The following is a 25,349-nucleotide window of genomic DNA, read 5'->3' as shown; positions in this document are numbered from 1 at the left end:
ATAAATGCCTCCTTTTTTATTATGTCACAGGTTTAGCTAACGGTGATGGGGATGACGTCTTTTTGCCAGCATTTCTTGGAACAAATATAACGATAGAAATGATTGAAAGTACACCGAATATAACGTTTGTGATAATCCCGGCTGTTGCAGCGACTTCCAGACTTGCCACTGCTTCAATTGAACTATATACCGTTGCTGAAATTGCAACACCGAACGCTCCACCAAGGGAACTTGCCATTTTGTAGATCCCTGCAGCTTCACCGACTTTGTTGGAAGGTGCATTAGATACCGCTGTATCTGTTGATGGCGTTGCATATATTCCAAGTCCAAGACCAAATAAGGCAAATCCAATAAACACAGCAACTGTATAGGCAAATCCTTGTAAGAAAGTTAAACCCATCGCTGCTACACCAACAGAGGTTATGACTGAACCCCATATCATTGGTGATCTTGCCCCTACCTTCTGCAGAATTTTCTCACCGACACGAATCATAGCTAACACGGCTACTAAATAACCAATGGATAACATCCCTGATTGAAAAGAAGTAAATCCTCGACCTACTTGAACATACGTGTTGGCAACAACAAGTGTCCCTGCTACCGCGTTTAACAAGAAGTTTGAGTATGTGGCACCTGCGTACGGTTTATTTTTAAATAAGGAGAAATCAATTAATACAACAGCTTTTCCCTTTTCAACTTTAACAAACACGATAGCTCCTATGATGGTAACAACCGCCAAACCTAGCGTAAGCGGGCTTGTCCAACCCAAATCTGCACCTTGAGTAATAAAGATATTTAATGCAAGCATCGTTACTATAAAAATAGCTAAGCCCGTGTAATCGAATTTAAATGCACCTGTTGATTGTCCTCTACTTTCGGGCGTATCTTTAATAAGCCACATCGCAAGCAGCGAGAACACAATCGAAAAGATGAATATCCATCTCCATCCCAAATACGTCGCAATCGCACCTCCGGCAAGAGAACATACACCAGAACCACCCCAAGATCCGATAGACCAATAACTAAGTGCACGTTGTCGATCTGCACCTTCGAAATAAGTCTTCATCAATGCGATGGTTGCTGGCATGATACATGCAGCGGATAAACCTTGAACGACACGACCCATAATTAACATAACGGACCCATTAGCAAATATTAGGAGTAAAGAACCAACAACACTTAATATTAGTCCGATATATGTCATCTTTTTGCGTCCAACCTTATCTGCTAATCCACCAGCAGCAACGATAAACATCCCTGAGAATAACGAACTTAAACTAATGGCTACATTAAGCGTTCCCATTGAAATACCTAAATCTGATTGAACTGCTGGAACGACATTGACCATTGCCTGCGCAAAAAGCCAGAACGTTAAAACACCAAACACAATTCCCGCAATCAATTTGTTTGTCCCTTTATAGCTAGTGTCCATGAGTTATATCCTCCTTATGTGCATGGAGGTATTATTAGCAAAAGTACCGATATTTATAAAACTAATTGTCAAACCATCATCATAAGGATGCTTCTTTCTTTGCTAGGGCACATTATAATAAAAAAATAACTCCATCCCTATAGCGTGCAATTGATTAAGAAATATATAAGCCATATGATTAAAGGAGCTCTGTATGCATAAAATTGCAATAAAACAAGCCTTTAAGATGAATAAGAATCCTCTTCCTTGGACAAAGGCCATCAGTGCTGGGATATGTTCTGGGGTACCTCCCCTTATAGGGTTGCTATTAGGAAACTTCCAATACGGATTACTAGCAGGCATTGGTGGACTCACCTATCTTTACGTATTCAATATCCCCTATGCATTAAGAGCAAAGAAACTCCTTTTCGCTCTCCTTGGAATGTCTTTATCCGTTGGTCTAGGAACTCTTCTTGCCCCTTTCTCGCTTGCCTCAGCATTAACAGTCGGTCTGATTGGTGCGATAGCAACATTTGTCTTTGGCTCCTTAAGAATTGCAGGTCCAGCAGCAATATTCTTTGTTCTAGCTTTTACGATGGCTACGGGGATGCCTTTAGATCCTGCCCTCGCTCCCCTGCGTACAGGTCTAGTTCTATTAGGTGGGGTATTATCTTGGATCATCGGAATGATGGGCTGGTTCATGAACCCACATGGGCCGGAAACCATTGCTGTACAACAAGTTTATAAAGATCTTGCCCATTATATGGATTCCATAGGTACAGATGACTCTAACAAGGCAAGACAGAGACTAGTACTATCGTTAAAATCAGCAGAGGATACGCTGTCCGCAGGGTACATATCTTGGAGAAGTTCAGATCAATATAAACGATTACTTATATTAAATGATCAAGCCAATCAAATTTATATGAACCAGATTAATCGCGGTATTCAAATTTCTAAGCCATCTCTAAAGACGGTATTTGGGGGTTCCTTTGATAAGAATTCTATTGTGTTCCTTACAGCGACAAGATATGGAATAGTCCTTACAATCGCAGCGATTATTGCCTATTCATTTGACTTTAACCGATCGTATTGGATTACCTTATCCTGTGCATCTGTCATGTCGGGTTCAACTATTATCTCCACATTCCATCGCGCGATCCAGCGTTCCATTGGAACGATCCTCGGTGTTCTGATCGCTTCGATCATCCTTTCTCTTCATCCTGAGGGATTGGTGATCGTCATCGCTATCGTGGCACTAACAGCTCTTACAGAGCTTGCGATTGTTGTTAATTATGCGATTGCCGCACTGTTTATCACATCGAATGCTTTACTTCTTGCCGAAAGCACGACTCAGTTACATAATACTGCCTTCTTGGCATCTGCAAGGATAACCGACGTCCTTATCGGATCTGTCATTGGCCTTATTGGAACATTATTGATAGGCAAGAGACAAGCTTCAAGTTTGCTTCCTCATGTAATGGCCAAAACCCTCCGGAGTGAGCAGCAATTTCTCATGATGCTATTCTCGGAATATAGAAGCAACACTGATGTACAAAGATCCGCAGATAGAGGCAAAATGCGAACAAATCTAACGAATCTAAACATTGTATATACAACAGCACTTGGAGAAATCCCTAGCAATACAACAGCCTTAGAAGCACTTAGGCCCGCTATATTTTATATAGAACAATTAGGGTATTTACTAGAATCCAGTCAAAGATACGCTGATCGACCCGTCCTGTCAGATGAGAGCCTCTCCCAACTACTTCTTGTTTTTGAAACGATGGCCATCGCTGTTGAACAACAGCGTCCATTCTCTACAAAACACATCCCCGAGATCAAAGGTTTCTCTAAGATACAACAAGATATAAATGATCTTCAGGATGCTCTTACCGAGTAAATAATGACTCGGCTACGAAAGGATGGCTTGTAGCAGCTGGTAAGTATGTCATCGCCCAAACTCAACATAGGAACACTCTAAGTTCATATTCAAAACACCCATAGCCTGAATGCCATGAGTGTTTTGATTAATCTCTTTAATTCAACTTATATCGAACCCAATATAAAATACAGTAAGAAGAAGAATGCGATGACGTACATCGTCACGGATACTTCAGCCCTCCGACCCGTAACTACCTTAACAAGCGGATAAGCGATGAAACCAAATGCAATCCCATTAGCGATACTAAAGGATAGTGGCATAATCACCATCATTAAATAGGCTGGAAAAGCTTCTGTAAAGTCACTTAGGTTAATTTCCTTGATACTTTGGAACATAAGACAACCTACAATGATGAGCACAGGAGCAATCGCACTGCTCGGGATCACTTTGAATACGGGAATAAGAAATAATGCAGGGACAAATAGAAGCCCCGTTGTAAACGAAGTGAGCCCCGTTCTCCCTCCCGAGGCAATCCCTGTCGCAGCCTCAGCGGCTGTTGTCATGGGGCTACAACCCAGAAGTCCCGCGCTGATCACCGAAAAGGAATTCGCCTGAAATGACTTCCGAAACTTTGACTTATCGGGTAACATTCCAAGTTGCGCTCCCATATTCGAAAAAATAATGACCATCGATAACGAGAATACAGCGGTCCAGAAATTAAGTGTACCTATCGCGCTAAAATCCAGGGCGAAAAATAACTCCCCATATCCAGCAAAGGAGATACTAAAATCACTTAAGGTCGAAAAATCGACGATACCCAGTAGCGCACCGATACATGTACCTACGATAATGACAATTAAGAAGCTTCCTGTGACATTCCGTAAGAAAAGCGGTATCGCAATGAGTAAAGTCAGTATCGTCGTCAATGCATAGGGGTCACTAAGATTCGCTAAGGTAACGAATGTACCTTCACTCGCAACGATCAGTCCCCCATTCTTCAATCCTAGAAAAGCAATAAAAAGACCAATGCCGGCGGTCATTGCGTTAATCATAGACTTCGGGATCGATCGAGATAAATAGTCGGCCCCCTTAGTTATCGATGTTAACATAAATACGATACCCGCTAGAAATACAGCTGCAAGTGCTTGCTGCCACGTAAGTCCTAGCGAGAATACTAATGTAAAAACAAAAAATGCATTATCCCCCATACCAGGGGCAATAATTAATGGTGAATTCGCCCAAAATGCCATCAACATACAGCCAATAAAAGAACAGATGACCGTAACAATCATTGCAGCTTCATACGGCATGCCAGCTTTACTTAAAATAGCTCCATTCACCGCAATGATATAGGCAATCGTCATAAACGAGGTTGCTCCCGCAACAACTTCCGTACGTATAGTTGATTTCTCCTCATGAATATGGAAAAACTTCTGTAATCGACTCTTCAATGTTAGGAACACCCCTTATCGTTTGCCTACCTCATAGGGCTCTCCTAATGCTTTCGGTGCACGTGCCTTTCCTACCGCTCCAATTAAGACGATAAGTGTTAATACATACGGAAACATATAGAAGAATTCATTCGGAATGCTAGCTGCGAAATCAAAGATCTGTAATTGATCCTTCACCGCTTGAGCCAACCCGAAGAATAATGCGGCAAACATCGCACCTGTCGGATGCCACTTCCCAAATATAACTGCTGCAAGCGCAATATAACCTTGCCCTGATATCGTATTAAACGAAAAGTTACCATTTGAGGTGAGTACAATCGTCGCTCCACCGAGTGCGGCAATCGAACCACTCAGAATAACAGCAATGTAGCGTGTACGGTTTACTTTTATCCCTACCGTATCCGCGGCACTTGGATGTTCACCAACAGCACGAAGTCTCAGCCCACTGGATGTCTTGAATATAATAAAGAAAAGAACGATGCCCAATGCGATGGCAATATATGTCGTTGGATAAGCATTAAAGAACGCCCTTCCGATCAGTGGAATATCGCTTAAATAAGGAATCGTCACCTTATGAAATACCGTCATTAATAGTGGTGTTTCCGCTGATCCGCTAAATATCATTTTCACTAAAAAGAACGTTGAACTGGCTGCAAGAATATTGATCACGACACCACTTACAACCTGATTGGCTTTAAACGTGATCGAGGCGAGCGCATGAATGCTAGAAAAGATAGCTGTACCTACGAATGCCCCGATTAATCCCAGCCATGGAGATAAAGCACCAAAGCCTGCCGATTCTGCAAAATAAGCGGTTACCGCAGAGAAGAAAGCACCCGATATCATAAAACCTTCAAGCCCAATATTAATGACGCCCGAACGTTCTGAAATAACTCCTCCAAGTGCAGCAAAGATTAGAGCAGTAGAGAATACAAGCGTCCCATTCAGTATGTTTCCAATAATGTCCATTGTCTACACCTTCTTCTTTGTTCTTTTGTCGAATGGTCTAAATAACAGCTTCACAATCCCTGGAGCAGCAACAAAGAAGATAATGAATCCAATGACCATACGTATAATCTCACCAGGCACCTCAGCACCAAAGCTCATACCTTGCGAGCCGTAAGTCAGCGCACCGATCAGAGTCGCCGAGAAGAAGACGCCAAGTGCGCTATTCCCACCAAGTAAAGAGACTGCTATTCCATCAAACCCAATACCAGATGTAACCGAGTTGATAGCGATATAATTAAATACCCCTAATACTTCAAAGGTTCCAACCAAACCACCGAACACGCCAGAGATGAACATCGTACGAACCATCACGTTTGGAACTTTCATCCCCGCATATTTAGCAGCATCGGGATTCAGTCCAACCGCACGCAACTCATAACCCCATTTGGTCTTATTCAAATAAATATGGTAGAAAACAACTGCAACAATCGCAATTAAGAATCCCCAGTGGATACGCGCACCACCCATGAGTTGAGAGAGCCAAGCGATCTGGATACTTGCAGATTCATGAATCATGGCAGATCGTTGTGTGCCCGCTTGTGGCATATACAACCGAATGATGTAATGGCTTAAATAAAGGGCAATAAAGTTAAACATAATGCAGGTAATAACTTCGTTAATACCTCTTTTAGCTTTAATATATCCCACAAGCGCACCCCATATCCCACCTAGTAAAGCACCAAATAGGATCGCTAATAACGCATGTATAAATGGAGGGAGACTAAGCTGTGTACCTACGATTAGTGCACCCAATGAACCCATGATGATCTGACCATCTACTCCGATATTAAACAAGCCTGATCGAAAGGCAATGGCTACGGCCAAGCCGCTCATCATAAGAGGTACAATCGTACGTAATGCTTCTCCTATATCATAACTACTCCCGAAGATTTTCGAAATTAACGATTCATAGGCCAACATCGGATCGTACCCGCCAATCAACATAATTAGTGCACCTAACAATAGCCCCAGAATAATGGCAACAAAGGGGACAATCGCAGATTCACGTTTGAAAATGCTCATTAATCTATCCATTCATGCCATCTCCTTCGTGCTTACCAGCCATCATCAACCCTATTTCCTGATCATTCGTCGTTTCAGGCGTCGTTTCGCCAACGATTTGTCCTCCAAAGAGAACCAGAATACGATCAGCAACGTTCATGATCTCTTCCAACTCAAAAGATACCAACAGCACCGCTTTTCCCTGATCACGTTGTTGTATTAATTGTTGATGCACAAATTCAATTGCACCTACGTCTAGCCCCCGTGTTGGTTGCGCCGCAATCATAACCTGTGGATTCTTATCAATTTCGCGTGCGATAATAACCTTTTGCTGATTTCCTCCAGACATGGAGCGAGCGTTTATATGAATGCCCGATGTACGCACATCGAACTCTTTCACTAGCCGTGTTGCCCTATCATCCATAGCCTTCGTATTGATAAAGCCGTGCTTATTCATATCTGGTTGATAGTACGTTTGCAAAATTATATTTTCACTGACAGTAAAGTCCAGAACGAGTCCATGTTTATGGCGATCCTGTGGAATATGTGAGATTCCCGACTCAGATATCGTACGTGGCGACTGATTCGCTATACTTATCCCTTTTAACAAGACTTCACCTGATGTAATGTTGCGCATCCCTGTTAATGCTTCAATTAGCTCCGTCTGACCATTCCCATCCACACCCGCAATACCAACAATTTCACCAGCCCGTACGGAGAAGGAGAGATTATTTACCGCATTCATACCATTCAGCCCTGCAACCACTAGATCTTTTACCTCTAGAAATACCTCCTGAGGCTTAGCTGCTACTTTCTCCGTCTTAAAGTTGACTGCTTTTCCTACCATTTTTTCTGCCAATTGTTGCGGATTCGTCTTAGCAATATCGACACTTTCAATCACCTTACCCCGACGAATAATCGTGCAGGTATCGGCAATTTCCATGATCTCCTTTAGCTTATGTGTAATCAGAATGATCGACTTACCTTCAGCCACAAGACGCTTCATAATCTCTAACAATTCACTGACCTCTTGTGGCGTTAGTACCGCAGTCGGTTCATCAAAGATCAGAATGTCTGCACCACGATAGAGCGTCTTAATGATTTCTACCCGCTGCTGCATCCCTACACTAATGTTATCAATCGTTGCCATTGGATTCACATCTAGCTTATATTGCTCGGATAGTTCCTTTACCTTTTTACTAGCTCCTTTGATATCGATCTTCAGTCCATTCCTTGGTTCCATCCCGAGAATAATATTCTCCGTCACCGTAAACGGCTCAACCAATTTGAAATGCTGGTGCACCATCCCAATACCAAGATCAATCGCCTTATTAGGACTATCTATCCATTCTTGCTTCCCATTCACATGAATCTCGCCTTCATCAGGTTGATATAACCCAAAGACTATACTCATCAAGGTAGACTTTCCTGCGCCATTCTCTCCAAGTAAAGCATGAATCTCTCCGCGTTTTAATTGAAAACTAATAGAATCGTTAGCTACAACGCCGGGGAATCTCTTGGTTATTCCTTTCAGCTCCAACGCAATATCTGTCTTAGTCACCACGGACCCCTCCCATCATTTCCGTCCCCTCTCACCGAAAGTGATAGGGGACGACATCATCTTTATTTTTCCGGTACGACAATATCACCATTAATAATCTTCTCACGATACTCTTCAACTTTAGCAAGTATTTCAGGTGTCACATTCTTAGTCGATGTTGGCGCAATATCTACACCTTTCTCTTTCAGACCCATTAACGTCACTTTACCTGCTGGGAAATCACCCTCAGCTAAGCTCTTCGAAATTTGATAGACAGCTTCATCAACCTTTTTGATCATCGAAGTTAGTGTCACATCATCACCAAAGATTAAGGATTGATCTTTATCAACACCAATTACCCATACCTTTCCACCCTTGCTGTTACGCTCTTTAGCTTCGTTAAACACACCATTACCTGTCAAACCTGCTGCATGGAAAATAATATCCGCACCATCGTTATACATCGTGGATGCCGCAGATTTCCCCATATCCACACGGGTGAATAGCCCTGTGTAATTAACGCTCAATTTAGCATCTGGGTTTACAGCTTTAATGCCTTCTCGAAAACCAGCCTCAAAGCGTTTGATCACTGGAATATCCATACCACCAACAAAGCCAATTTTGTTTGTCTTCGTCGTTAAACCTGCGATAACACCTACGAGGAATGATCCTTCTTGCTCCTTAAAGGATACCGCCGCGACATTCGGCAAGACGAGATCAGAGTCTACGATTCCAAACATCGAATTTGGGTTTTCTTTGGAAAGTTGTGTTATTGCATCGGCTAATGTATAAGCAGTCGCCCACGTTAAATCATAGTTTGCATTCACAAATTGTTTCAAGTTCGGTACAACATCAGCATCTGCTTTAGGTTCTAGGTATTTCACTTCAAAACCATAGTCCTTTTTTAATTGCTGCAAGGCTTCCCATGCACTTTGGTTAAAGGACTTATCATTTACACTCCCAAGATCCGTTACCATACCAACTTTAAGTTTTTTCAATTCTTGTTTATTATCATTAGCCGTAGTCCCGTTAGTATTTGTACCTTCCGTCGGCGTATTCTTATTGTTACTAGCTTGACCACATGCCGTTATAGCCAGTGTAAACGTTAGTACTAAAGGTAATAATGCTTTCATCGATCTTTTCATTATGAACTCCCCTTATATTAAATAGTAACTCGCCTGTCTGACCTAATCATTCATCTTTAATAACTCTAGAAAGCTTTCCCCCGTTTTCGGTTGATTAACCATGAAATTATCTGCAATGGTAGCAGCTAAATCAGCAAATGTATCTCTTGTACCGATAGAAATGCTAGCTTTAGCGAGCACAGGATTATAGATCAGAATCGGTACATATTCACGGGTATGATCGGTTCCCGGAGCGGTAGGGTCATTCCCATGATCAGCCGTAATGATTAGCAAGTCTTTATCACCGATTTGTTGCATGAGTTCAGGTACATATCGATCAAACTCTTCCAAGCATGCCGCATATCCTTTAGGATCACGTCGATGTCCATATAATGAGTCGAAATCCACCAAATTCACAAACAACAAACCTTTAAACGAACGCATTAGTTGCTTGATAGTTGTCTCAATGCCGTCTAAATTGCTCTTCGTTGGAAAGGACTCATTTATTCCTTGTCCAGTGAAAATATCATTGATCTTCCCAACGGAGATGACATCGTATCCTTCATTCTTCAGCTGATCAAGCACTGTCTCTCCAAAAGGAACCAGCGCATAATCATGCCGATTCGGGGTACGTTTATATGCACCAGGATCACCGATGTAAGGTCTCGCGATAATACGCCCAACGACATATGGGTCGTTCAAGGTTAGCTCACGGGCAATTTCACAAGCACGATACAGCTCTTCTAACGGGATAACCTCTTCATGAGCTGCGATTTGTAATACACTGTCTCCAGAAGTATAAACAATCCATGCGCCCGTTCGAAGTTGCTCTTCTCCATACTCGTCTAATATCTCAGTACCTGAAGACGGCTTGTTTCCAATCACCTTGCGACCCGTCAGCGCTTCAAATTTCTCAATCAATTCCGGTGGAAATCCATTGGGGTATACTTGAAATGGTACCTCAACCTTTAGTCCCATCAACTCCCAATGACCTGTCATTGTATCTTTGCCAACCGAGACCTCAGCCATCTTGCCATAGCAAGCTTGAGGGTTCGTAGCTTCAGGGATCGTAGCTAGCGGCGCTATATTACCTAATCCAAGAGCGGCAAGATTCGGTAATTTCATGTTTGGTACTTGCTCACATATATGCCCCAACGTATGACTACCTTCATCTCCGAATGCTGGAGCATCTGGTAGGGCTCCTATACCAACACTATCTAGCACAATTACACTAATACGTTCGAATTTCATATTACTTCCTCGATTCTCAAAAGTAGACTGTTATGCGCTATGCTATTATTCCCCTAATTCATGCTACAATAGTCTTCTCAGCCTATTCATAATCTCAGCACTTGAGTTGATCCATATTGAAACGTATAAGGAGATGCACTCATGATTAACAACCTCTCAGACATTCCAATCTTCTCAGACATTCCTGCGGATGAATTACAAAGTTTAACTCCGTTACTCAAGGAACGCCATTTCAAAAAGAATCATATTCTTATGTTTGAGAATGACGAAAGTGAAGAAGTCTATCTCCTTCGTTCAGGCATGGTCAAAATATATCGCATGTATGAAGGGAAGGAAATCGTCCTCAGTATTACGATGGCCGGCGATATCATAGGTGAAGTAGAAGCCTTGTCTAGCGACAATCATCGAATTTCATCCATTGAAGCTCTAGAGAATGTCTCTGTTTGGTTGATGACAAAGCAAGACTTCCTACAAATTGTCGATAAATATCCTTCCGTCCTGCGAAACGCTTACAAAATTCTCGTTGAACGCACCCGTATGCTTAATCGCATGATTCGCTATTTGACCTTTTATGACGTGCGTGGCAAAGTAGCGAATCTCATCATGGATTTCTACTATAACTTTGGAACATCCAATGACAACGTTTTCAAAATTGACTTAAAGATTAATCAAACCTTGATCGCCAACATGCTCGGAGTCACTAGAGAATCGATATCCAAAACACTGGGTGAGTTTCAATCTGAAGGACTGATCGACATTCGTGATAAATATTTATACCTCCTTGATATGGATCTATTAGAATCGATCTGTCATGAAACGGAAGAGTTCCCAACGCTTCGCAAGTGGTATAACAGTTAGTTGTTGTGCACCCAATATAACAAATGATAGCGCTTCACTTCCGTAACAAAGCATACGTTTGTAACGTGAACTAGTTCACTAAAGTGGAGTAATCCCTCTAACATAATGAACTTTCGTATCATGCTATGATTTTTGGGCAAACTGCTTTCGATAGCAGTATACGAAATATTGGAGGGAATTCACATGAGTTTTCATATTGAAGCAAAGGTTGGCGAAATTGCTGAATCCGTCTTACTACCTGGCGATCCACTGCGTGCAAAGTATATTGCCGAGACCTTCTTAGAAGGTGCCGTCTGTTACAACAATGTTCGTGGCATGTTAGGCTTCACAGGAACATATAAAGGAAATCGCGTATCGATTCAAGGTACAGGAATGGGTATGCCCTCTGCATCGATTTATATCCATGAATTAATCAACGATTATGGCGCCAAGAATCTTGTTCGTATTGGAACATGTGGTGCTATTCAACATGACGTAAAAATCCGCGATGTCATTATCGCACAAGCAGCGGCTACGAATTCCGCTATCATTCGCAACAATTTCCCTGGATATGATTTCCCACAAATCGGGAACTTTGATTTAATCAAGAATGCCTATGAAATCGGAACAAATAAGGGTCTTCGTCTTCGGGTAGGAAATGTACTTTCTTCAGATACTTTCTATACGGACGATAAGGATGAATTCACGAAGCTTGGCAAACATGGCGTGTTGGCAGTGGAGATGGAAACTGCAGCACTCTATTATTTAACTGCTAAGTTTGGAGTTAAAGGCTTGGGTCTCCTCACGGTTAGTGATCACATTCTTACAGGTGAACAGACCACTGCTCAAGAGAGACAAACCACTTTCAACGGCATGATCGAAGTCGCGTTAGAAACGGTAATCAAGCAATAGTCATTCTGCCCTCAACATGGTTTTAGTTGGATGAACGGCAAAGAAGCCTTTACCATTAAATTAATGGTAAAGGCTTCTTTAAATGCAGCGTCACTCTATATGTGATTTCCGAGTAATCCACGGGGTTGATAGTTCATGCCATTGGCATAAAGATGAGATGTATCTCCCATCGCAGTACATCTAGGAACTGCTAAATGCTGACTTCGTTCCTCGAATAGGATCGTCGTCACCGAACTCGGAGCCAACCACAATACGGACCAAGCCAAAGATAATGGAATCTGCAACAGATGAGATAGCCATGCGAGACCAAACCCATTGTGGCATACCATGGCGATCTTCTTCGTGGAAGGCTGTTTCATACGGTAGAGACCTTTCTCTCGTGTATAGTGGTGGCGAAGTAAGAATTCGTCAGAAGCTACTTGTAGATCACTGTATCCCGTTCGATATTCCTCTTGCATCAACCAATGATCTGTCTTATCGTCCCACGTCCTCTTACCACTAAATACCTCGGGTATATGCTCTCCAGGATAATCCCAAATAGAACCCATTTGGTCCTCTATCATAACCTCTGACCAATCTAGTTCGCTAGTCCATGCTTCCGTCTGAATCGCAAGTCCAGTCTCTTGTGCGATATAACTTGCGGTTGTCTGTGCCCTACCCAATGGTGAAGCGTACAGTTCATCAAGTCCGATTGAAGCCATACGTTTCCCCAATGCTGCCGCTTCCTGATGTCCGAATTCCGTCAAATTATCTATGGCATAGTCCGGATCTGCGTGACGAATAAGAAATATTTGCATTTATAAGTTCACTCCTAAGTTCATTGGTAGTTGGATGAGTCTTGTACTCATTCCCGATCCTCTATATTGAGACCTGGCAGGTTCGCCCGAGCAACAATCACATCGATAAAAGATCCCAAAGTACTAGTCAAATACGCATCTTTGCGTCGAATGAAGACCGTAGTGATATTCTGATACGGCTCAGGGATATGATGGCAATAGATCGTACCTTTAGCTGCTAGATCAATAACGGAGGATTCGGGTATAACCGTTATCCCTATTCCTGCTGCAACGCTACCTATAATCGTTCCAAATGTTCCAAATTCCATAACCTGCTTCGGAATGATTCCTTCGATCTTCATCCAACTTTCCAATCGCCCACGATAACCGCAGCCTTTTTTATACAGTAATAAGGGCTTCATCGTGATGTCTTCCATAGATAAGGAACTACTCCTAGAGACAATCACCAATTTCTCGCTTATAACCTCCACCTGCTCAATGAGTGGATGCCTAATCGGTCCTGTTACAAATGCTCCATCCAGCTTCATATCAATTACTTCCTGCACTAGATGCTCCGTCACCCCAGCTTGCAACGATAATTCCACATTCGGATACTTACTGTAATAGGCTGATAGAATCTCAGGAAGGGCATTCACTGTCTCCACAATTCCAATATCGAGAACGCCGGAAGGTGCTGTAGATTGGCTAAATACATCCTTCATTTCATCAACCTTCGATAAAATTTCCCGTGAATATTCAAGAAGTCGCTTTCCTTCAGTGTTCAAGACCATTCCGCGTTTGTGCCGATAGAACAACGGTGTCTGAAGCTCTTTTTCCAGCAGTTTGATTCTTGCAGTTACATTAGATTGCACGTAACTCAACTGTATCGCTGCCTTGCTCACACTGCCGAGGGTTGCCACAGTCTGGAATATTCTTAGATCATTGAACTCCAATTCACTCCGCCCTCCATTCATCGATGATTATCATTCTATCATCATTATAAATGATGATAGAATGCATTTACAATCATTTTACGAATGAACACGACTCTCTTATTATTATTTATAGATACTAACAATTTTAAATATTAAGTTCCTATATATTAAATCTGAAAAGGCAGTGAAATAAACCATCATGTTCAAAAACAAACTCATCCTAGGGTCCATACTATGCTTGATCGCAAGCATGTCATGGGGAGCTATGTTCCCCGTTGCACACGTTGCGTTACAGCATATCAATCCGTTCTATTTTTCACTTATCCGATACTCTATCGTTAGCCTTATCCTCGTCGTCATTCTATGGGCTAAAGAGGGGAAATCAGCATTTCGCTTGGAAAGAAGGGGTAAGGCGTTATTGTTCTATGGAACGATGGCCTTTACAGTCTACAACTTATTGGTCTTCATAGGGCAGCATCTCATGGGAGAGGCAGGTACTGTCGCAGCTTCGATCATGGAAGTACTTATGCCGATAATATCCATTCTGGTCTTGTGGATCACCACTCGCAATAAACCAAAAAAATATATGCTTACAAGTATCGTGATCGCGCTGATCGGCGCATTACTTGTCATTACGAATGGGAAACTCTCCTTCTTCACGATGGCTGGGCAAAATCTGTTTCCGCTCCTTCTGATCTTTATAGGAGTTGTAGGGTGGGTACTGTATTCAATGGGAGGAGAGACATTCAAAGACTGGTCGCCTCTTCGTTATTCAACGTTAACCTGCTTGCTAGGAACAGCCGTATCCTTGATCGTCGTAGGTTCTGGTACGGCCTTCCAACTCATATCGGTACCCACATGGCATGATGTGCTTACGGTCAAATATGAGCTGTCATTCATGATTCTGTTGCCAGGTCTTGTCGCCCTGCTCAGCTGGAATGCCGGAATCAAGATGATATCTCCGCTCAACGGTATTCTATTTATCAATTTCGTACCGATCACCACCTTCATTGTGATGGCTTTTCAAGGGTATCAGATTAGTATGTATGAGCTGTGTGGCACTTTACTGGTCATCTTTGCCCTTCTACGAAGCAATGCGTATGAGCGGAAAGCCGCCACAATCGATAACACAATCACCAAAAAACGTATGTCTCTTCAACCGAAGATCGATACATTGAAAGAGGAGGGCGCACATTAGTGCTATCCTTCCTTATGACTGACTGATATAATATAGAAAATTATTAAACCTTAGGGCAATGCATCACTGGCTATGTCAGAGACAACCCCGCTACTTGTAGCGGGGTTGTCTCTTTATATTGTAACGAAAGAGGGAGATAACTGTGATTGAACCAAAGGAAGCACGGGCCATCTTAACTAAATCTGACCTTATAAACCATTTCAAAAGCTGCGGAGTAGCAGAGGGACACACCATATTAGTACACACCTCGTTGAAAAGTCTGGGATTCGTTATAGGCGGAGCCGAAACGTTCATTCGATCCCTTCTTGAAGTCGTCGGAGAAGAAGGGACTTTGATGATGCCCTCTCAGACATGGAAAAATCTCGATCCCTCAACAGGTGTCCATTGGGAAGAACCTGTGGAATGGTGGCCGATGATTCGGGAACACTGGCCTGCCTATAATAAAGAAATTACCCCATCCATGAGTATGGGCGTCGCGGCTGAAATGTTCCGTAAGTGGCCCGGGGCTCAACGGTCGGATCATCCCGCTCGATCCATATCCGCAGTAGGTAAACACGCTGAGTATGTAACCAAAAACCATGAATTAAGCCATATTTTCGGCAAAGACTCTCCAGTGGATAAATTGTATCAATTAGATGGTTATGTCCTCTTAGTAGGCGTAGGATATGATAAGAACACATCATTGCATTTAGCGGAGACTAGGGCCGAATTTCCTTCCAAGAAGTTCGTCGATGAGAGTAGTGCGATCATGATAGATGGGATACGGCATTGGGTAACTTACACGACCCAAGCCGTAAACGACGAAGATTTCATTGCATTAGGAAACGAATATGATAAAGAACAGCGTGTAGAGCTTCATAAGATCGGAAATGCTGATGTACGATTCTTGAAGCAAAGACCACTAGTCGACTGGGCCGTTGAATGGATGGAGAAGAATAGAGTGTGAGCAACTGCCGTTCCTTTACGTTAGAACAAGCTACAACCCGTAAGTGACACTTCGAAAGTATTGTCATCTTACGGGTCGTTTGCGTCTTAATCAGATTACTGGTAATAATATAGGATTCTCTGAGACCAATGGATAAAAAGAAGATGACTTCTGTGGATTCAGAAGTCATCTTCTAGCCTCTAATATCAGAAGCGATTTGTATCAATTCACTTATCTGTCTTACCTTTTATGGTGCAGTCACCGTATTTTGATCCATTGTGACTGCAGTCTGTGCCAACAGGCGACCATTTATGGATGCGTTAGTTCCAAGAGAGATATTCGTCATACTAAGTACATTCCCCTCAAAATGTGCACCCGTCCCAATCGAGACTGTTTCCGCTGCTTGCCAGAAGATGTTCTTTGCTTGTGCTCCACCCGTTAGGATAATCCTAGTTCCATTGGCTTGGATAATACCTTTATCTACTTGGAATATAAAGATATCATTTGCTCCGCCATGGAGAGTTACATCCGAATTAATTAGAACATTCGTGCCCCACTTGTAAACACCAGCTGAAAGTGTTTGACCACTAACATCTCCTGCATGTAGTTCGGTGTAATTGACAGCGCGTCCGGTTGCATCATTATATGCGTTTGCCATGTCACTTATGGCCAGTGTGAGATACATGGATGAAGGACTATAATCTGAAGCGTATACCGCCCCAGTAACTTGAGTGGACGTTGAAAATGCATTCGTCGCATCCATATGAAGATCAAATCCAGTAATACTTGTCGCTGCAATTGGGCTTACACCCATATTCCCTGTAATAACAGATCCCGGAACAGTTGAGATTCCCGTTTTTGCTAAAATCGCAAAATCTTCAGCTTTGCCAAGGTCAACTGGCGTGATTCCCACAGCTACTGTTAATGTTCCTTCTGATGCTAATGAAGCACCTGCTGCGTTCACTAAGAACAATTTGTAATTACCTTCTGTTGTAGGTACTGCAATTTTAGTCGCAGTTCCATTACCTACAAGACTTGTCATATTAGCACCTGCAATAAAAGTAGTTGTACCTACTGGTGCTAACCAGGCTGTTACTCCTGCTAATGGAGCGTCTATCGTAAAATTCGAACCAGGCGCTACTGTTACTCTGCCCAGCGCTGGTTGGGATGGTACTGATATAGGTGTCGTTGGTGTTGTCGGTGTTGTCGGTGTTGTCGGTGTTGTCGGTGTTGTCGGTGTTGTCGGTGTTGTCGGTGTCGTTGGTACTGGCGTTGGTACTGGCGTTGGTACTAAATTGTCTCGCTCAGCTTTGACCCTTAACGCCTTATCAAGGATGGCAATAGCTTCAGCACGGGTAGTCGACCGCAAAGGGCCAAACGTTCCGTCTGGGTAGCCCACCATAATATCGTTATCTATGACTGCACCAATGGCTCCCTTACTCCATGCTGGAGTAACTTTCGCATCTAAATAGGATTCAACTGTACCTGAATGATTCAAACCTAATAGATTTGAAACAATTACAGCCACTTCTTGGCGACTCAATTCCTTCTTCGGCTTAAATGTCCCATCAGGGTATCCAGAGACATATCCAGCTTTCTTAGCAATTGAAATATCTAAATACGACCAGTCCGTCTTTTTCACATCTGTAAATGGAATACTTTCAGGTACCATTAAATGAAATGATCTATTCACCAATGCGGTAAACTCCTGACGATTTACCTTATCTCCCGGTCGAAATGTTCCATCTTCATATCCACCTACTAAGTTCCGGTCATTCCAACTTGCAATGGCGCCTTCTGCCCAGTGACCTTTAATGTCATTGAAACTACCTGCAGAAGCTATTCCAAGTGATGAAAAGGTTAAACCTAATACCGTTATCCACACAAATGCTGTCTTTCTAGTTCTTTTATTCAATACTAACATCTCCCCGTTAAATCTAGTATAAATAATAATCAAGCATTTTCAATAATATACTCGTTTACTATTTTTACCCATTAAACCCTACGTTGAATCTTATGTCTATATAGAAGAAGAGCCGACTATGGAACCCTTCTGATTCCCTGATTTTAAGCCCCAAAAAGGAGGGAACGCACATTAGTGCGATCCCTCCTTTTTTCTATGTGATACACTATTGCTTGAACTTATGTTAGGAATAGGGAGGTCCATAAAGATGAATATTGCTGAATTTCAACAATGGGTAAAGGATTACTATGAAAGTAAGGGATGGTCAGAGCTAGATATTTTTATTCGTATTGGCTTTTTAGCAGAGGAAACTGGCGAACTTGCACGAGCTATACGAGCACTGGAAATCGGTAGGAATCGACCTGATGAATTGAACGGGTCATTTGAGGAAAATAAACAAGAGTTAGTAGAAGAATTAGGAGACGTATTAGGTAACCTCATTGTAATTGCGAATAAATACGATATCCCTTTAGAAGAAGTGTTCCTTTCACATAAAAAGAAACTATCAGACCGTTATTCTGATGTTAATATTTAGATTCGATTCACCGTAACATCTAGATTGAACACTGTCGCAATACCCTTCTAAATATACTTCTCGTCAGCTACGGAATGAATACTTAAATATAAATCTTATGAAAAAAGAGCCTACTGCTAATTGCAATCGGCTCTTCTTCCGTCTATTTGACAGCTATGTAAATCTGCACTTCCGTATTTGTAGGATCAAAGCTTCGAGAGTCGTAAAGTTCAAAGTCCCCTGTGTACGATCTTGCCTCGGGTCTTTCCTTAAAATACTCCCAAATTTCCCCCCACGCTTGCGCAACCACTTCTTGCACCAAGCCCTTCTTAGTCGTAAATACGATATATTTGCTCTCTGGCACAACCACATGAGGGTAGTTGCTATCGGATTGACCCGCATCATCGCCCGCTTCGTGCCCAATAAGAACCGTATAGGCTCCTGTGGCATCACTCTCATAATCAGTATATACCGCATAGATGAGATGGGGATTATTGACACCCGTCTGCAACAACGTATTACTCCCAAAGTAGGTTTCCCACAGTTGTGGTAACCTTCCGTTCGGGCTTGCTTCTTCAGCATTTGTCGTACGTACACTTACACCAACTAGTATCACTTTCGGTTTTTGAACAGGTTCGCTAATCATTGTTCATCCTCTTTTCTCTGTATTTCATTTGATTATACATTTGAAAAGTGGACACCTATCTGTCTTAGTTAGAATATCGCCCAATAATATTGTGTGCCCGGCTCACGATTTCCACCGCCACACTAGCTGGCTGCTCTACTTTGACATGATCGCCATAGCTCAGAAGCATACCATACAACCATTCATCATCCGCGAATTGCCCTTTCACTTGGATCGAGCCATCATCTAACACGGTAATCTGATCGGGGTGAAAGGCATCTAGGAGCCGATGATGAACTTTCGGATCAAAGTTAAGAATAACTTCACGTTTGGACTCCTTCGACCACTCCGAATTCCATACATAACTCTCTAACGACGGCGTCTCACGACGCACAAAGTGTTCCGTCAACATCCGTAATTCCTGTATACGGGATAATCGGAACACTCGAAAGTCACCCCGCAGCTCACAGTATGCCTGCATATACCATAAGTACCCTTTTAGAATTAAGGCAGAGGGTTCAACGACTCTCTCACTCGCTATTCCATTCATATTTAAGTATTGGATACTCACCTTGCTTGTTTCCTCAATGGCCTGTCTTAACGTATTTACTTTATCCCGCGCTATAGAACTCTGTCCCCAAGGGTTAAAATCAAAGATCATTCCCGTTCCTTGTTGCTCAACATCTATTCGGTCTACTTTACTAAGTAGCGCTTTAACCTTTTCAAGAAGGGTAGCGAACAACCTATCATCCATCACCGAGGTGATGCCTTTCACAGCAGCGACCATCGCGGTGATTTCATTTAACGTAAGAAATTGGCGAGCAATCGTGTATTGCTCCATCATTTCGAACCCGCCCGATACTCCTTGATGTGCCACAATGGGGATGCCCGATTGGCTCAATGTATCCATATCTCGATAAATCGTCTTAGTGGATACCTCAAAGCGTTCAGCTAACTCTTTTGCGCTGACACGCTTACGATTAAGTAGTAGAATCGTCATCGCTAGCAAGCGATCAATCTTCATCTGATCTCCCCTAGCTGTGTTCTATTTCCTTGTTATTTATTGCATTATCTTCTAATACAGCAAATTTATCACCGTATTCTTTAATAATATGCCTCTCACCCCAAGCGCAAAGTGAATCTAATATCGATGTTAGACTCGATCCATATTCACTAAGCTCGTATTCCACTTTCGGAGGAACTTGATTATAGCTGATCCTATTCACTATGCCGTCTTGTTCTAATTCCCTCAACTGCTGAGTTAACATTTTTTGAGTAATTGCGGGCATAATACGTTTTAATTCACTTGTTCGTTTCTTGCCATGTGTCAAATGACACAGGATGACGCATTTCCATTTGCCCCCGATAACCTCTAGGGTCGCTTCCACCGAAATGTTATATTTCTTTTTGACCATATTTTAGTCCTCCAAACATATCTATAGGAACTTTTTAGTACGTATATCACTTTAAAGTTCCTATGTTACTTATAAGTACGTACTATCCATTTTCGTCTAATTCAATCATAATAGCATTTACCGGCCGGCAACACCATACTAAAGGAGTCATACAAATGTCATTGGATAAAAGGAGAAGTACATTAGCACTTCTAGCGTTAGCCATAAGTGCCTTTGCGATTGGGACAACAGAGTTCATCAGTGTAGGATTACTTCCCCTTATCTCTGAAGACTTAAATATATCTATCACAACATCTGCATTAACCGTTACTTTATATGCTTTAGGGGTTACCTTCGGGGCCCCCATATTAACATCGTTGACCACTAATATTCCGCGCAAATCATTATTGTTTTGGATTATGATTGTTTTTATTGTGGGTAATGGCATTGCGGCAACCGCAAATGGGATTGGCGTTCTATTAGTAGCTCGCATCATCTCATCATTTACACACGGCATATTCATGTCCATTGGTACTACCATCGCAGCCGACCTTGTACCCGAAAACCGTAGGGCCAGCGCTATAGCCATTATGTTCTCTGGGCTCACGGTGGCTACCGTTACAGGAGTGCCCTTGGGTACCTTGATTGGACAACAATGGGGTTGGCGGGCTGCCTTTATCGGGATCGTTGTCATCGGCATTCTAGCCTTTATAGCCAACATGATCCTAATTCCTTCCGACTTGCGCAGAGGAACCACAACGCCACTTCGCGATCAGCTTAAACTGGTTACTAATGGACGTTTGCTACTTGCTTTCTCCATTACTGCTATTGGATACGGTGGCACCTTTGTCGTCTTTACCTTCCTATCCCCGTTACTTCACGACATTACTGGATTTAAAGAGACGACGGTAGCTGTCATTCTTCTTGTATACGGTATTGCCATTGCCATCGGTAATGTCATCGGGGGTAAGTTAGCCAACCGTAACCCTGTCTCTGCCTTGTTCTATATGTTTATTTTTCAAGCTATTGTACTCCTTATCTTAACATTCACTGCCCCGTTTAAAGTCGCTGGGTTGGTGACCATCTTCTTTATGGGATTGTTAGCTTTTATGAACGTACCCGGATTACAAGTGTATGTGGTTACGTTGGCTGAACGTTATGCTCCCAAAGCGGTAGACGTTGCTTCTGCTGTCAATATTGCCGCGTTTAATGCCGGCATTGCACTTGGGGCCTATTTAGGTGGTGTCGTTACTGATTCGATTGGACTTATTCATACAGCGTGGGTGGGCTCATTGATGGTTCTAGGAGCCGTCTTCTTAACCGGATGGGCACGCTCCTTAGAAAGAAAAGATGAAGAAAACCTTAAGGAGGTTGTTCAAAAAGTCATTTTTTGATCACGAACTTAAAGACAATATGAACCTATGCCCTATATTTCAATAAAAATATTTCAATACAAACATTTCACTAAAATTCAGGAGGTTATTCTATGATCGCAAAAAACTTACAGGATACAACAACATTACACAATGGTACGAAAATGCCTTGGCTTGGGCTCGGAGTATTTAAAGTGGAAGAAGGCTCTGAGTTGGTGCATGCTGTAAAGTCAGCCATTAAACATGGTTATCGCAGCATCGATACCGCGACTATTTATGACAACGAAAAAGGTGTCGGGCAGGGGATTCATGAAGCAATTCTTGAGAACAACATCTCTAGAGAAGACCTCTTTGTTACTTCGAAAGTCTGGAATGCCGATCTTGGATACGAATCCACACTAGCGGCCTACGAAACAAGTTTAAACAAACTAGGTCTGGAGTACCTCGATCTGTATCTTATTCATTGGCCTGTAGAAGGTAAATATCAAGATGCGTGGAGGGCTTTGGAAACCCTATATAATGAAGGACGAGTAAAGGCCATTGGGGTAAGCAATTTCCAAATCCATCATATAGAAGAACTAATGAAGATAGCGACAATTAAACCTATGGTGAACCAAGTGGAACTCCATCCACAATTAACTCAAAAAGACTTAATGGAATTCTGTAAGGAACAGGGCATTCAAATGGAAGCATGGTCTCCGTTAATGCAAGGGCAACTGCTAGATCATCCTATCTTACAAGAGATCGCTAATAAACATAACAAGTCGATCGCCCAAGTGATTCTGCGTTGGGACCTGCACAATGGAATTGTAACGATTCCAAAGTCCACTAAAGAACATCGGATCATCGAAAATGCGGATGTATTTGATTTTGAGCTCTCCACAGACGATCTATCTCGGATCGATGGTTTGAACCAGAATCATCGCGTCGGTCCAGATCCTGACAACTTCAACTTTTAATACGATTTCAAAAATGACGCCATTTCTTTCAATTACGAAAGGAATGGCGTCTCTATTTTTCAATGGTATACATTTACTATTTAATTAAACCCTATTCTAGCATTGTCATGACAGCAGCATCCATTACACCGACAATCTTGTCACACCAAATATCGAATTCTTCATCCTCTGTTTGATGTTCAGGATGCGCTAGAATGTACTCCACCGTTTGCTTAATACCTTGATCAAGTCGAGTCGTTGCCACAAATTCAGGAACAAGTCGTTTCAGTTTTGAATTATCAAATACAACCGAATTAGCCTTATCGCCTAACAATCCGCCCCTGTAATCCTCTGTGCTGCTACATGCAGCCAATAATGATGATGAAACATGAAGCGCATTCAATTTCACGCCTAAAGCATCGGCAATGATCTCATATATTTGATTCCAAGTCACCGTCTCATCTGAAGTGATCTGAACAGACTCACCAATAGCATGAATATTGCCCATTAAACCAATAAATCCTTTAGCAAAATCACTATTATGCGTCATCGTCCATAAGGAAGTACCGTCTCCATGAATGATCACGGGTTTATTCGCAAGCATACGCCTAGCAACCTGCCAGCTTCCCTTACTCCCATGTACACCCAATGGAACGGAACGTTCATCATATGTGTGACTTGGTCTTATAATTGTTATTGGAAAGCCATTCTCACGATACTGCTTCATCAAGTACTCTTCACAAGCAATCTTGTTTCTGGAATACTCCCAGTATGGATTGGATAGAGGCGTTCCCTCTGTAATTCTATAATCGGATAAAGGTGTTTGGTAGGCAGATGCAGAGCTAATAAATATAAACTGTTTCGTTTTACCTTTAAATAATCGATAATCCCTTTCCAATTGAGCCGGTTCGAACGCTATAAAGTCAGCAACGACATCAAATTGCATGTTCTCTATTAGCTTAGCTACATGGTCTTCATCATTAATATCAGCTTTAATGATATTTACACCAACTGGTAAGGCTTCATTTCTGGTGCCCCTATTTAAAAGATAAAGCTCACATCCTTGTTCTACCAATTGCTTGGTAATTGCAGAACTAATTGTCCCTGTTCCCCCAATAAATAGTACTTTCATGATTTGCCTCCCTATAACTTATTTATTTGTTATCATTAGAAAACGAAAATAATGCTTCATACATACCTTACGATAGCATGCGTTCATTACTAAAACAATCTTGGTAGACTTACGTTCGTGATGCGATTGATTTAATATCCTTAAAGGAAACTTGACTAAAATCTACACTTGGATCTATGCCCGAACCGAAGGAGCGAACATCATAGATCACATCTCCCCGTCCAACCCATCATATAACTCTTAGGTGTCTTATTCATTATCATTCCCCTTTTTCATATGGATAGAATATGTAAATGTATTTTAACATGATATAAATAACGCAACAAGAACACGCCATAGAACATCAGCAATAACAATTCCATCCTTAGTGATAAAAATATAGTTGACAAATAAAACATAGTGCACTAGAATTATCTCATGTTTGAAATATACTAACTAGAGATACTATCGGTATAGGTTTCTTGGAAATAGACACAATATTGAAAGTGGTGCAGTACATGAAGTGGTTAAACAAATTATTTGGTACACCAACCAACAAGGAGGAAATAACAATGACAAAGTTAAACATTGGTATTATTCTAGGAAGCACACGTCAAGGACGCGTCAGCCCACAAGTTGGGGAATGGGTAAAAGGGATTGCTGACAAACGTGGAGATGCCAATTATGAAATCGTCGATATTGCAGACTTTAAATTACCACTTTTAGGCGAAGCTGATCCTGGGGCAGGAGCAGGAGCTTGGTCATCAAAACTCGCTAGCCTAGATGGATTCGTATTTATCGTTCAAGAATACAACCACAGCCTTACAGGAGCATTGAAGAATGCACTTGATTATGCGCGTGACGAGTGGATCAATAAGTCAGCAGGTATCGTAAGCTATGGTTCTGCAGGTGGAGTCCGTGCAGCTGAACATTTACGTGGAATTTTGGGAGAATTACAAATAGCGGATGTTCGCGTAAACCCTCTATTGTCACTATTTACTGATTTCGAGAACGGAACTGTATTCAAACCAGCTGATTTACATCTTGATAATGTTAACGCCATGCTTGATCAAGTACTTGCTTGGAGCGGTGCATTAAAGACTTTAAGATAATTTTAAAAGATTAGCTTTTGAACATCCTCTTATAGGTTAAATAAACCAATCTCCGGTCTGCCGA

General features: G+C 42.1%; 23 protein-coding genes. 9 read left to right on the top strand and 14 right to left on the bottom strand.

Going from position 1 to position 25,349, the window contains the following annotated elements:
- Positions 1-19: 19 nt before the first annotated feature.
- Complete coding sequence (locus ACP8HI_RS23765; RefSeq protein ID WP_438348580.1) at positions 20-1,432, bottom strand: MFS transporter; 1,413 nt, start codon at positions 1,430-1,432, stop codon at positions 20-22.
- A 193-nt stretch (positions 1,433-1,625) separates the two neighbouring features.
- On the opposite strand from ACP8HI_RS23765, the gene ACP8HI_RS23760 reads away from it, so the two are divergent.
- Entirely contained in the window at positions 1,626-3,314 is a 1,689-nt protein-coding gene (locus ACP8HI_RS23760) for an FUSC family protein (RefSeq protein WP_438348579.1), read from the top strand.
- Between the two features lie 146 nt (positions 3,315-3,460).
- Here ACP8HI_RS23760 and ACP8HI_RS23755 read toward each other — a convergent pair whose 3' ends face one another.
- The 6 genes from ACP8HI_RS23755 to deoB all read right to left on the bottom strand — a co-directional run bounded on the left by ACP8HI_RS23755 (position 3,461) and on the right by deoB (position 10,672).
- The gene (locus tag ACP8HI_RS23755) at positions 3,461-4,747 is read right to left on the bottom strand and encodes an NCS2 family permease (RefSeq protein WP_438348578.1); all 1,287 of its coding nucleotides are present in this window, start codon (positions 4,745-4,747) and stop codon (positions 3,461-3,463) included.
- Between the two features lie 15 nt (positions 4,748-4,762).
- Positions 4,763-5,716 (bottom strand): ABC transporter permease, encoded by a 954-nt coding sequence (locus ACP8HI_RS23750; RefSeq protein WP_438348577.1) that lies wholly within the window; start codon positions 5,714-5,716, stop codon positions 4,763-4,765.
- Between the two features lie 3 nt (positions 5,717-5,719).
- Positions 5,720-6,790 (bottom strand): ABC transporter permease, encoded by a 1,071-nt coding sequence (locus ACP8HI_RS23745; protein ID WP_438348576.1) that lies wholly within the window; start codon positions 6,788-6,790, stop codon positions 5,720-5,722.
- Positions 6,783-8,318: an ABC transporter ATP-binding protein gene (locus ACP8HI_RS23740; RefSeq protein ID WP_438348575.1), complete on the bottom strand. Its 1,536-nt coding sequence runs from the start codon at positions 8,316-8,318 to the stop codon at positions 6,783-6,785. Before ACP8HI_RS23740 ends, ACP8HI_RS23745 begins: the two co-directional genes overlap by 8 nt.
- Positions 8,319-8,380: 62 nt before the next feature.
- Positions 8,381-9,442: a BMP family lipoprotein gene (locus ACP8HI_RS23735; protein WP_438348574.1), complete on the bottom strand. Its 1,062-nt coding sequence runs from the start codon at positions 9,440-9,442 to the stop codon at positions 8,381-8,383.
- A 42-nt stretch (positions 9,443-9,484) separates the two neighbouring features.
- Positions 9,485-10,672 carry a phosphopentomutase gene (deoB, locus tag ACP8HI_RS23730; RefSeq protein WP_438348573.1) on the bottom strand — a complete coding sequence of 396 codons (1,188 nt, stop codon included), beginning with the start codon at positions 10,670-10,672 and terminating at the stop codon, positions 9,485-9,487.
- 141 nt (positions 10,673-10,813) lie between these two features.
- Between deoB and ACP8HI_RS23725 the strand changes: the two genes are divergently transcribed.
- Both ACP8HI_RS23725 and deoD read left to right on the top strand, forming a co-directional pair.
- Complete coding sequence (locus ACP8HI_RS23725; protein ID WP_438348572.1) at positions 10,814-11,530, top strand: Crp/Fnr family transcriptional regulator; 717 nt, start codon at positions 10,814-10,816, stop codon at positions 11,528-11,530.
- 183 nt (positions 11,531-11,713) lie between these two features.
- On the top strand, positions 11,714-12,421 hold the full coding sequence (deoD, locus tag ACP8HI_RS23720; protein ID WP_438348571.1) for a purine-nucleoside phosphorylase: 708 nt from the start codon (positions 11,714-11,716) through the stop codon (positions 12,419-12,421).
- Between the two features lie 95 nt (positions 12,422-12,516).
- Here the strand turns inward: deoD and ACP8HI_RS23715 are convergent, their stop codons facing one another.
- Positions 12,517-13,218, bottom strand: a complete 702-nt coding sequence (locus ACP8HI_RS23715) for a histidine phosphatase family protein (protein WP_438348570.1) — start codon at positions 13,216-13,218, stop codon at positions 12,517-12,519.
- A 47-nt stretch (positions 13,219-13,265) separates the two neighbouring features.
- On the bottom strand, positions 13,266-14,150 hold the full coding sequence (locus tag ACP8HI_RS23710) for a LysR substrate-binding domain-containing protein (RefSeq protein WP_438351965.1): 885 nt from the start codon (positions 14,148-14,150) through the stop codon (positions 13,266-13,268).
- A gap of 181 nt (positions 14,151-14,331) precedes the next feature.
- On the opposite strand from ACP8HI_RS23710, the gene ACP8HI_RS23705 reads away from it, so the two are divergent.
- Both ACP8HI_RS23705 and ACP8HI_RS23700 read left to right on the top strand, forming a co-directional pair.
- Positions 14,332-15,330 carry a DMT family transporter gene (locus tag ACP8HI_RS23705; RefSeq protein ID WP_438348569.1) on the top strand — a complete coding sequence of 333 codons (999 nt, stop codon included), beginning with the start codon at positions 14,332-14,334 and terminating at the stop codon, positions 15,328-15,330.
- A gap of 142 nt (positions 15,331-15,472) precedes the next feature.
- On the top strand, positions 15,473-16,276 hold the full coding sequence (locus ACP8HI_RS23700) for an aminoglycoside N(3)-acetyltransferase (RefSeq protein ID WP_438348568.1): 804 nt from the start codon (positions 15,473-15,475) through the stop codon (positions 16,274-16,276).
- Positions 16,277-16,502: 226 nt separating this feature from the next.
- Here the strand turns inward: ACP8HI_RS23700 and ACP8HI_RS23695 are convergent, their stop codons facing one another.
- Positions 16,503-18,170: an ice-binding family protein gene (locus ACP8HI_RS23695; RefSeq protein ID WP_438348567.1), complete on the bottom strand. Its 1,668-nt coding sequence runs from the start codon at positions 18,168-18,170 to the stop codon at positions 16,503-16,505.
- A 256-nt stretch (positions 18,171-18,426) separates the two neighbouring features.
- Here ACP8HI_RS23695 and ACP8HI_RS23690 point away from each other — a divergent pair, with 256 nt between their 5' ends.
- Positions 18,427-18,753, top strand: a complete 327-nt coding sequence (locus tag ACP8HI_RS23690) for a MazG nucleotide pyrophosphohydrolase domain-containing protein (RefSeq protein WP_438348566.1) — start codon at positions 18,427-18,429, stop codon at positions 18,751-18,753.
- A 142-nt stretch (positions 18,754-18,895) separates the two neighbouring features.
- On the opposite strand, the gene ACP8HI_RS23685 is transcribed toward ACP8HI_RS23690, so the two are convergent.
- The 3 genes from ACP8HI_RS23685 to ACP8HI_RS23675 form a co-directional block, all read right to left on the bottom strand.
- Positions 18,896-19,378 carry a GyrI-like domain-containing protein gene (locus tag ACP8HI_RS23685; protein ID WP_438348565.1) on the bottom strand — a complete coding sequence of 161 codons (483 nt, stop codon included), beginning with the start codon at positions 19,376-19,378 and terminating at the stop codon, positions 18,896-18,898.
- Positions 19,379-19,442: 64 nt separating this feature from the next.
- On the bottom strand, positions 19,443-20,381 hold the full coding sequence (locus ACP8HI_RS23680; RefSeq protein ID WP_438348564.1) for a helix-turn-helix transcriptional regulator: 939 nt from the start codon (positions 20,379-20,381) through the stop codon (positions 19,443-19,445).
- Positions 20,382-20,391: 10 nt separating this feature from the next.
- Entirely contained in the window at positions 20,392-20,772 is a 381-nt protein-coding gene (locus tag ACP8HI_RS23675) for a winged helix-turn-helix transcriptional regulator (RefSeq protein WP_438348563.1), read from the bottom strand.
- A gap of 155 nt (positions 20,773-20,927) precedes the next feature.
- Here ACP8HI_RS23675 and ACP8HI_RS23670 point away from each other — a divergent pair, with 155 nt between their 5' ends.
- Both ACP8HI_RS23670 and ACP8HI_RS23665 read left to right on the top strand, forming a co-directional pair.
- Positions 20,928-22,145, top strand: coding sequence for an MFS transporter (locus ACP8HI_RS23670; RefSeq protein WP_438348562.1), 1,218 nt, complete (start codon positions 20,928-20,930; stop codon positions 22,143-22,145).
- Positions 22,146-22,240: 95 nt separating this feature from the next.
- Positions 22,241-23,083, top strand: coding sequence for an aldo/keto reductase (locus ACP8HI_RS23665; protein ID WP_438351964.1), 843 nt, complete (start codon positions 22,241-22,243; stop codon positions 23,081-23,083).
- Positions 23,084-23,174: 91 nt separating this feature from the next.
- Here the strand turns inward: ACP8HI_RS23665 and ACP8HI_RS23660 are convergent, their stop codons facing one another.
- Positions 23,175-24,194: an SDR family oxidoreductase gene (locus ACP8HI_RS23660; protein WP_438348561.1), complete on the bottom strand. Its 1,020-nt coding sequence runs from the start codon at positions 24,192-24,194 to the stop codon at positions 23,175-23,177.
- Between the two features lie 551 nt (positions 24,195-24,745).
- Between ACP8HI_RS23660 and ACP8HI_RS23655 the strand changes: the two genes are divergently transcribed.
- Entirely contained in the window at positions 24,746-25,285 is a 540-nt protein-coding gene (locus tag ACP8HI_RS23655; RefSeq protein ID WP_438348560.1) for an NADPH-dependent FMN reductase, read from the top strand.
- The last annotated feature ends 64 nt before the right edge of the window (positions 25,286-25,349 follow it).

Source organism: Paenibacillus sp. FA6 (assembly GCF_051550225.1).
Taxonomy (GTDB): domain Bacteria; phylum Bacillota; class Bacilli; order Paenibacillales; family Paenibacillaceae; genus Paenibacillus_AQ.
Note: the sequence above shows the minus strand (reverse complement) of the source record. Positions and strands in the feature narration are given on the sequence as shown.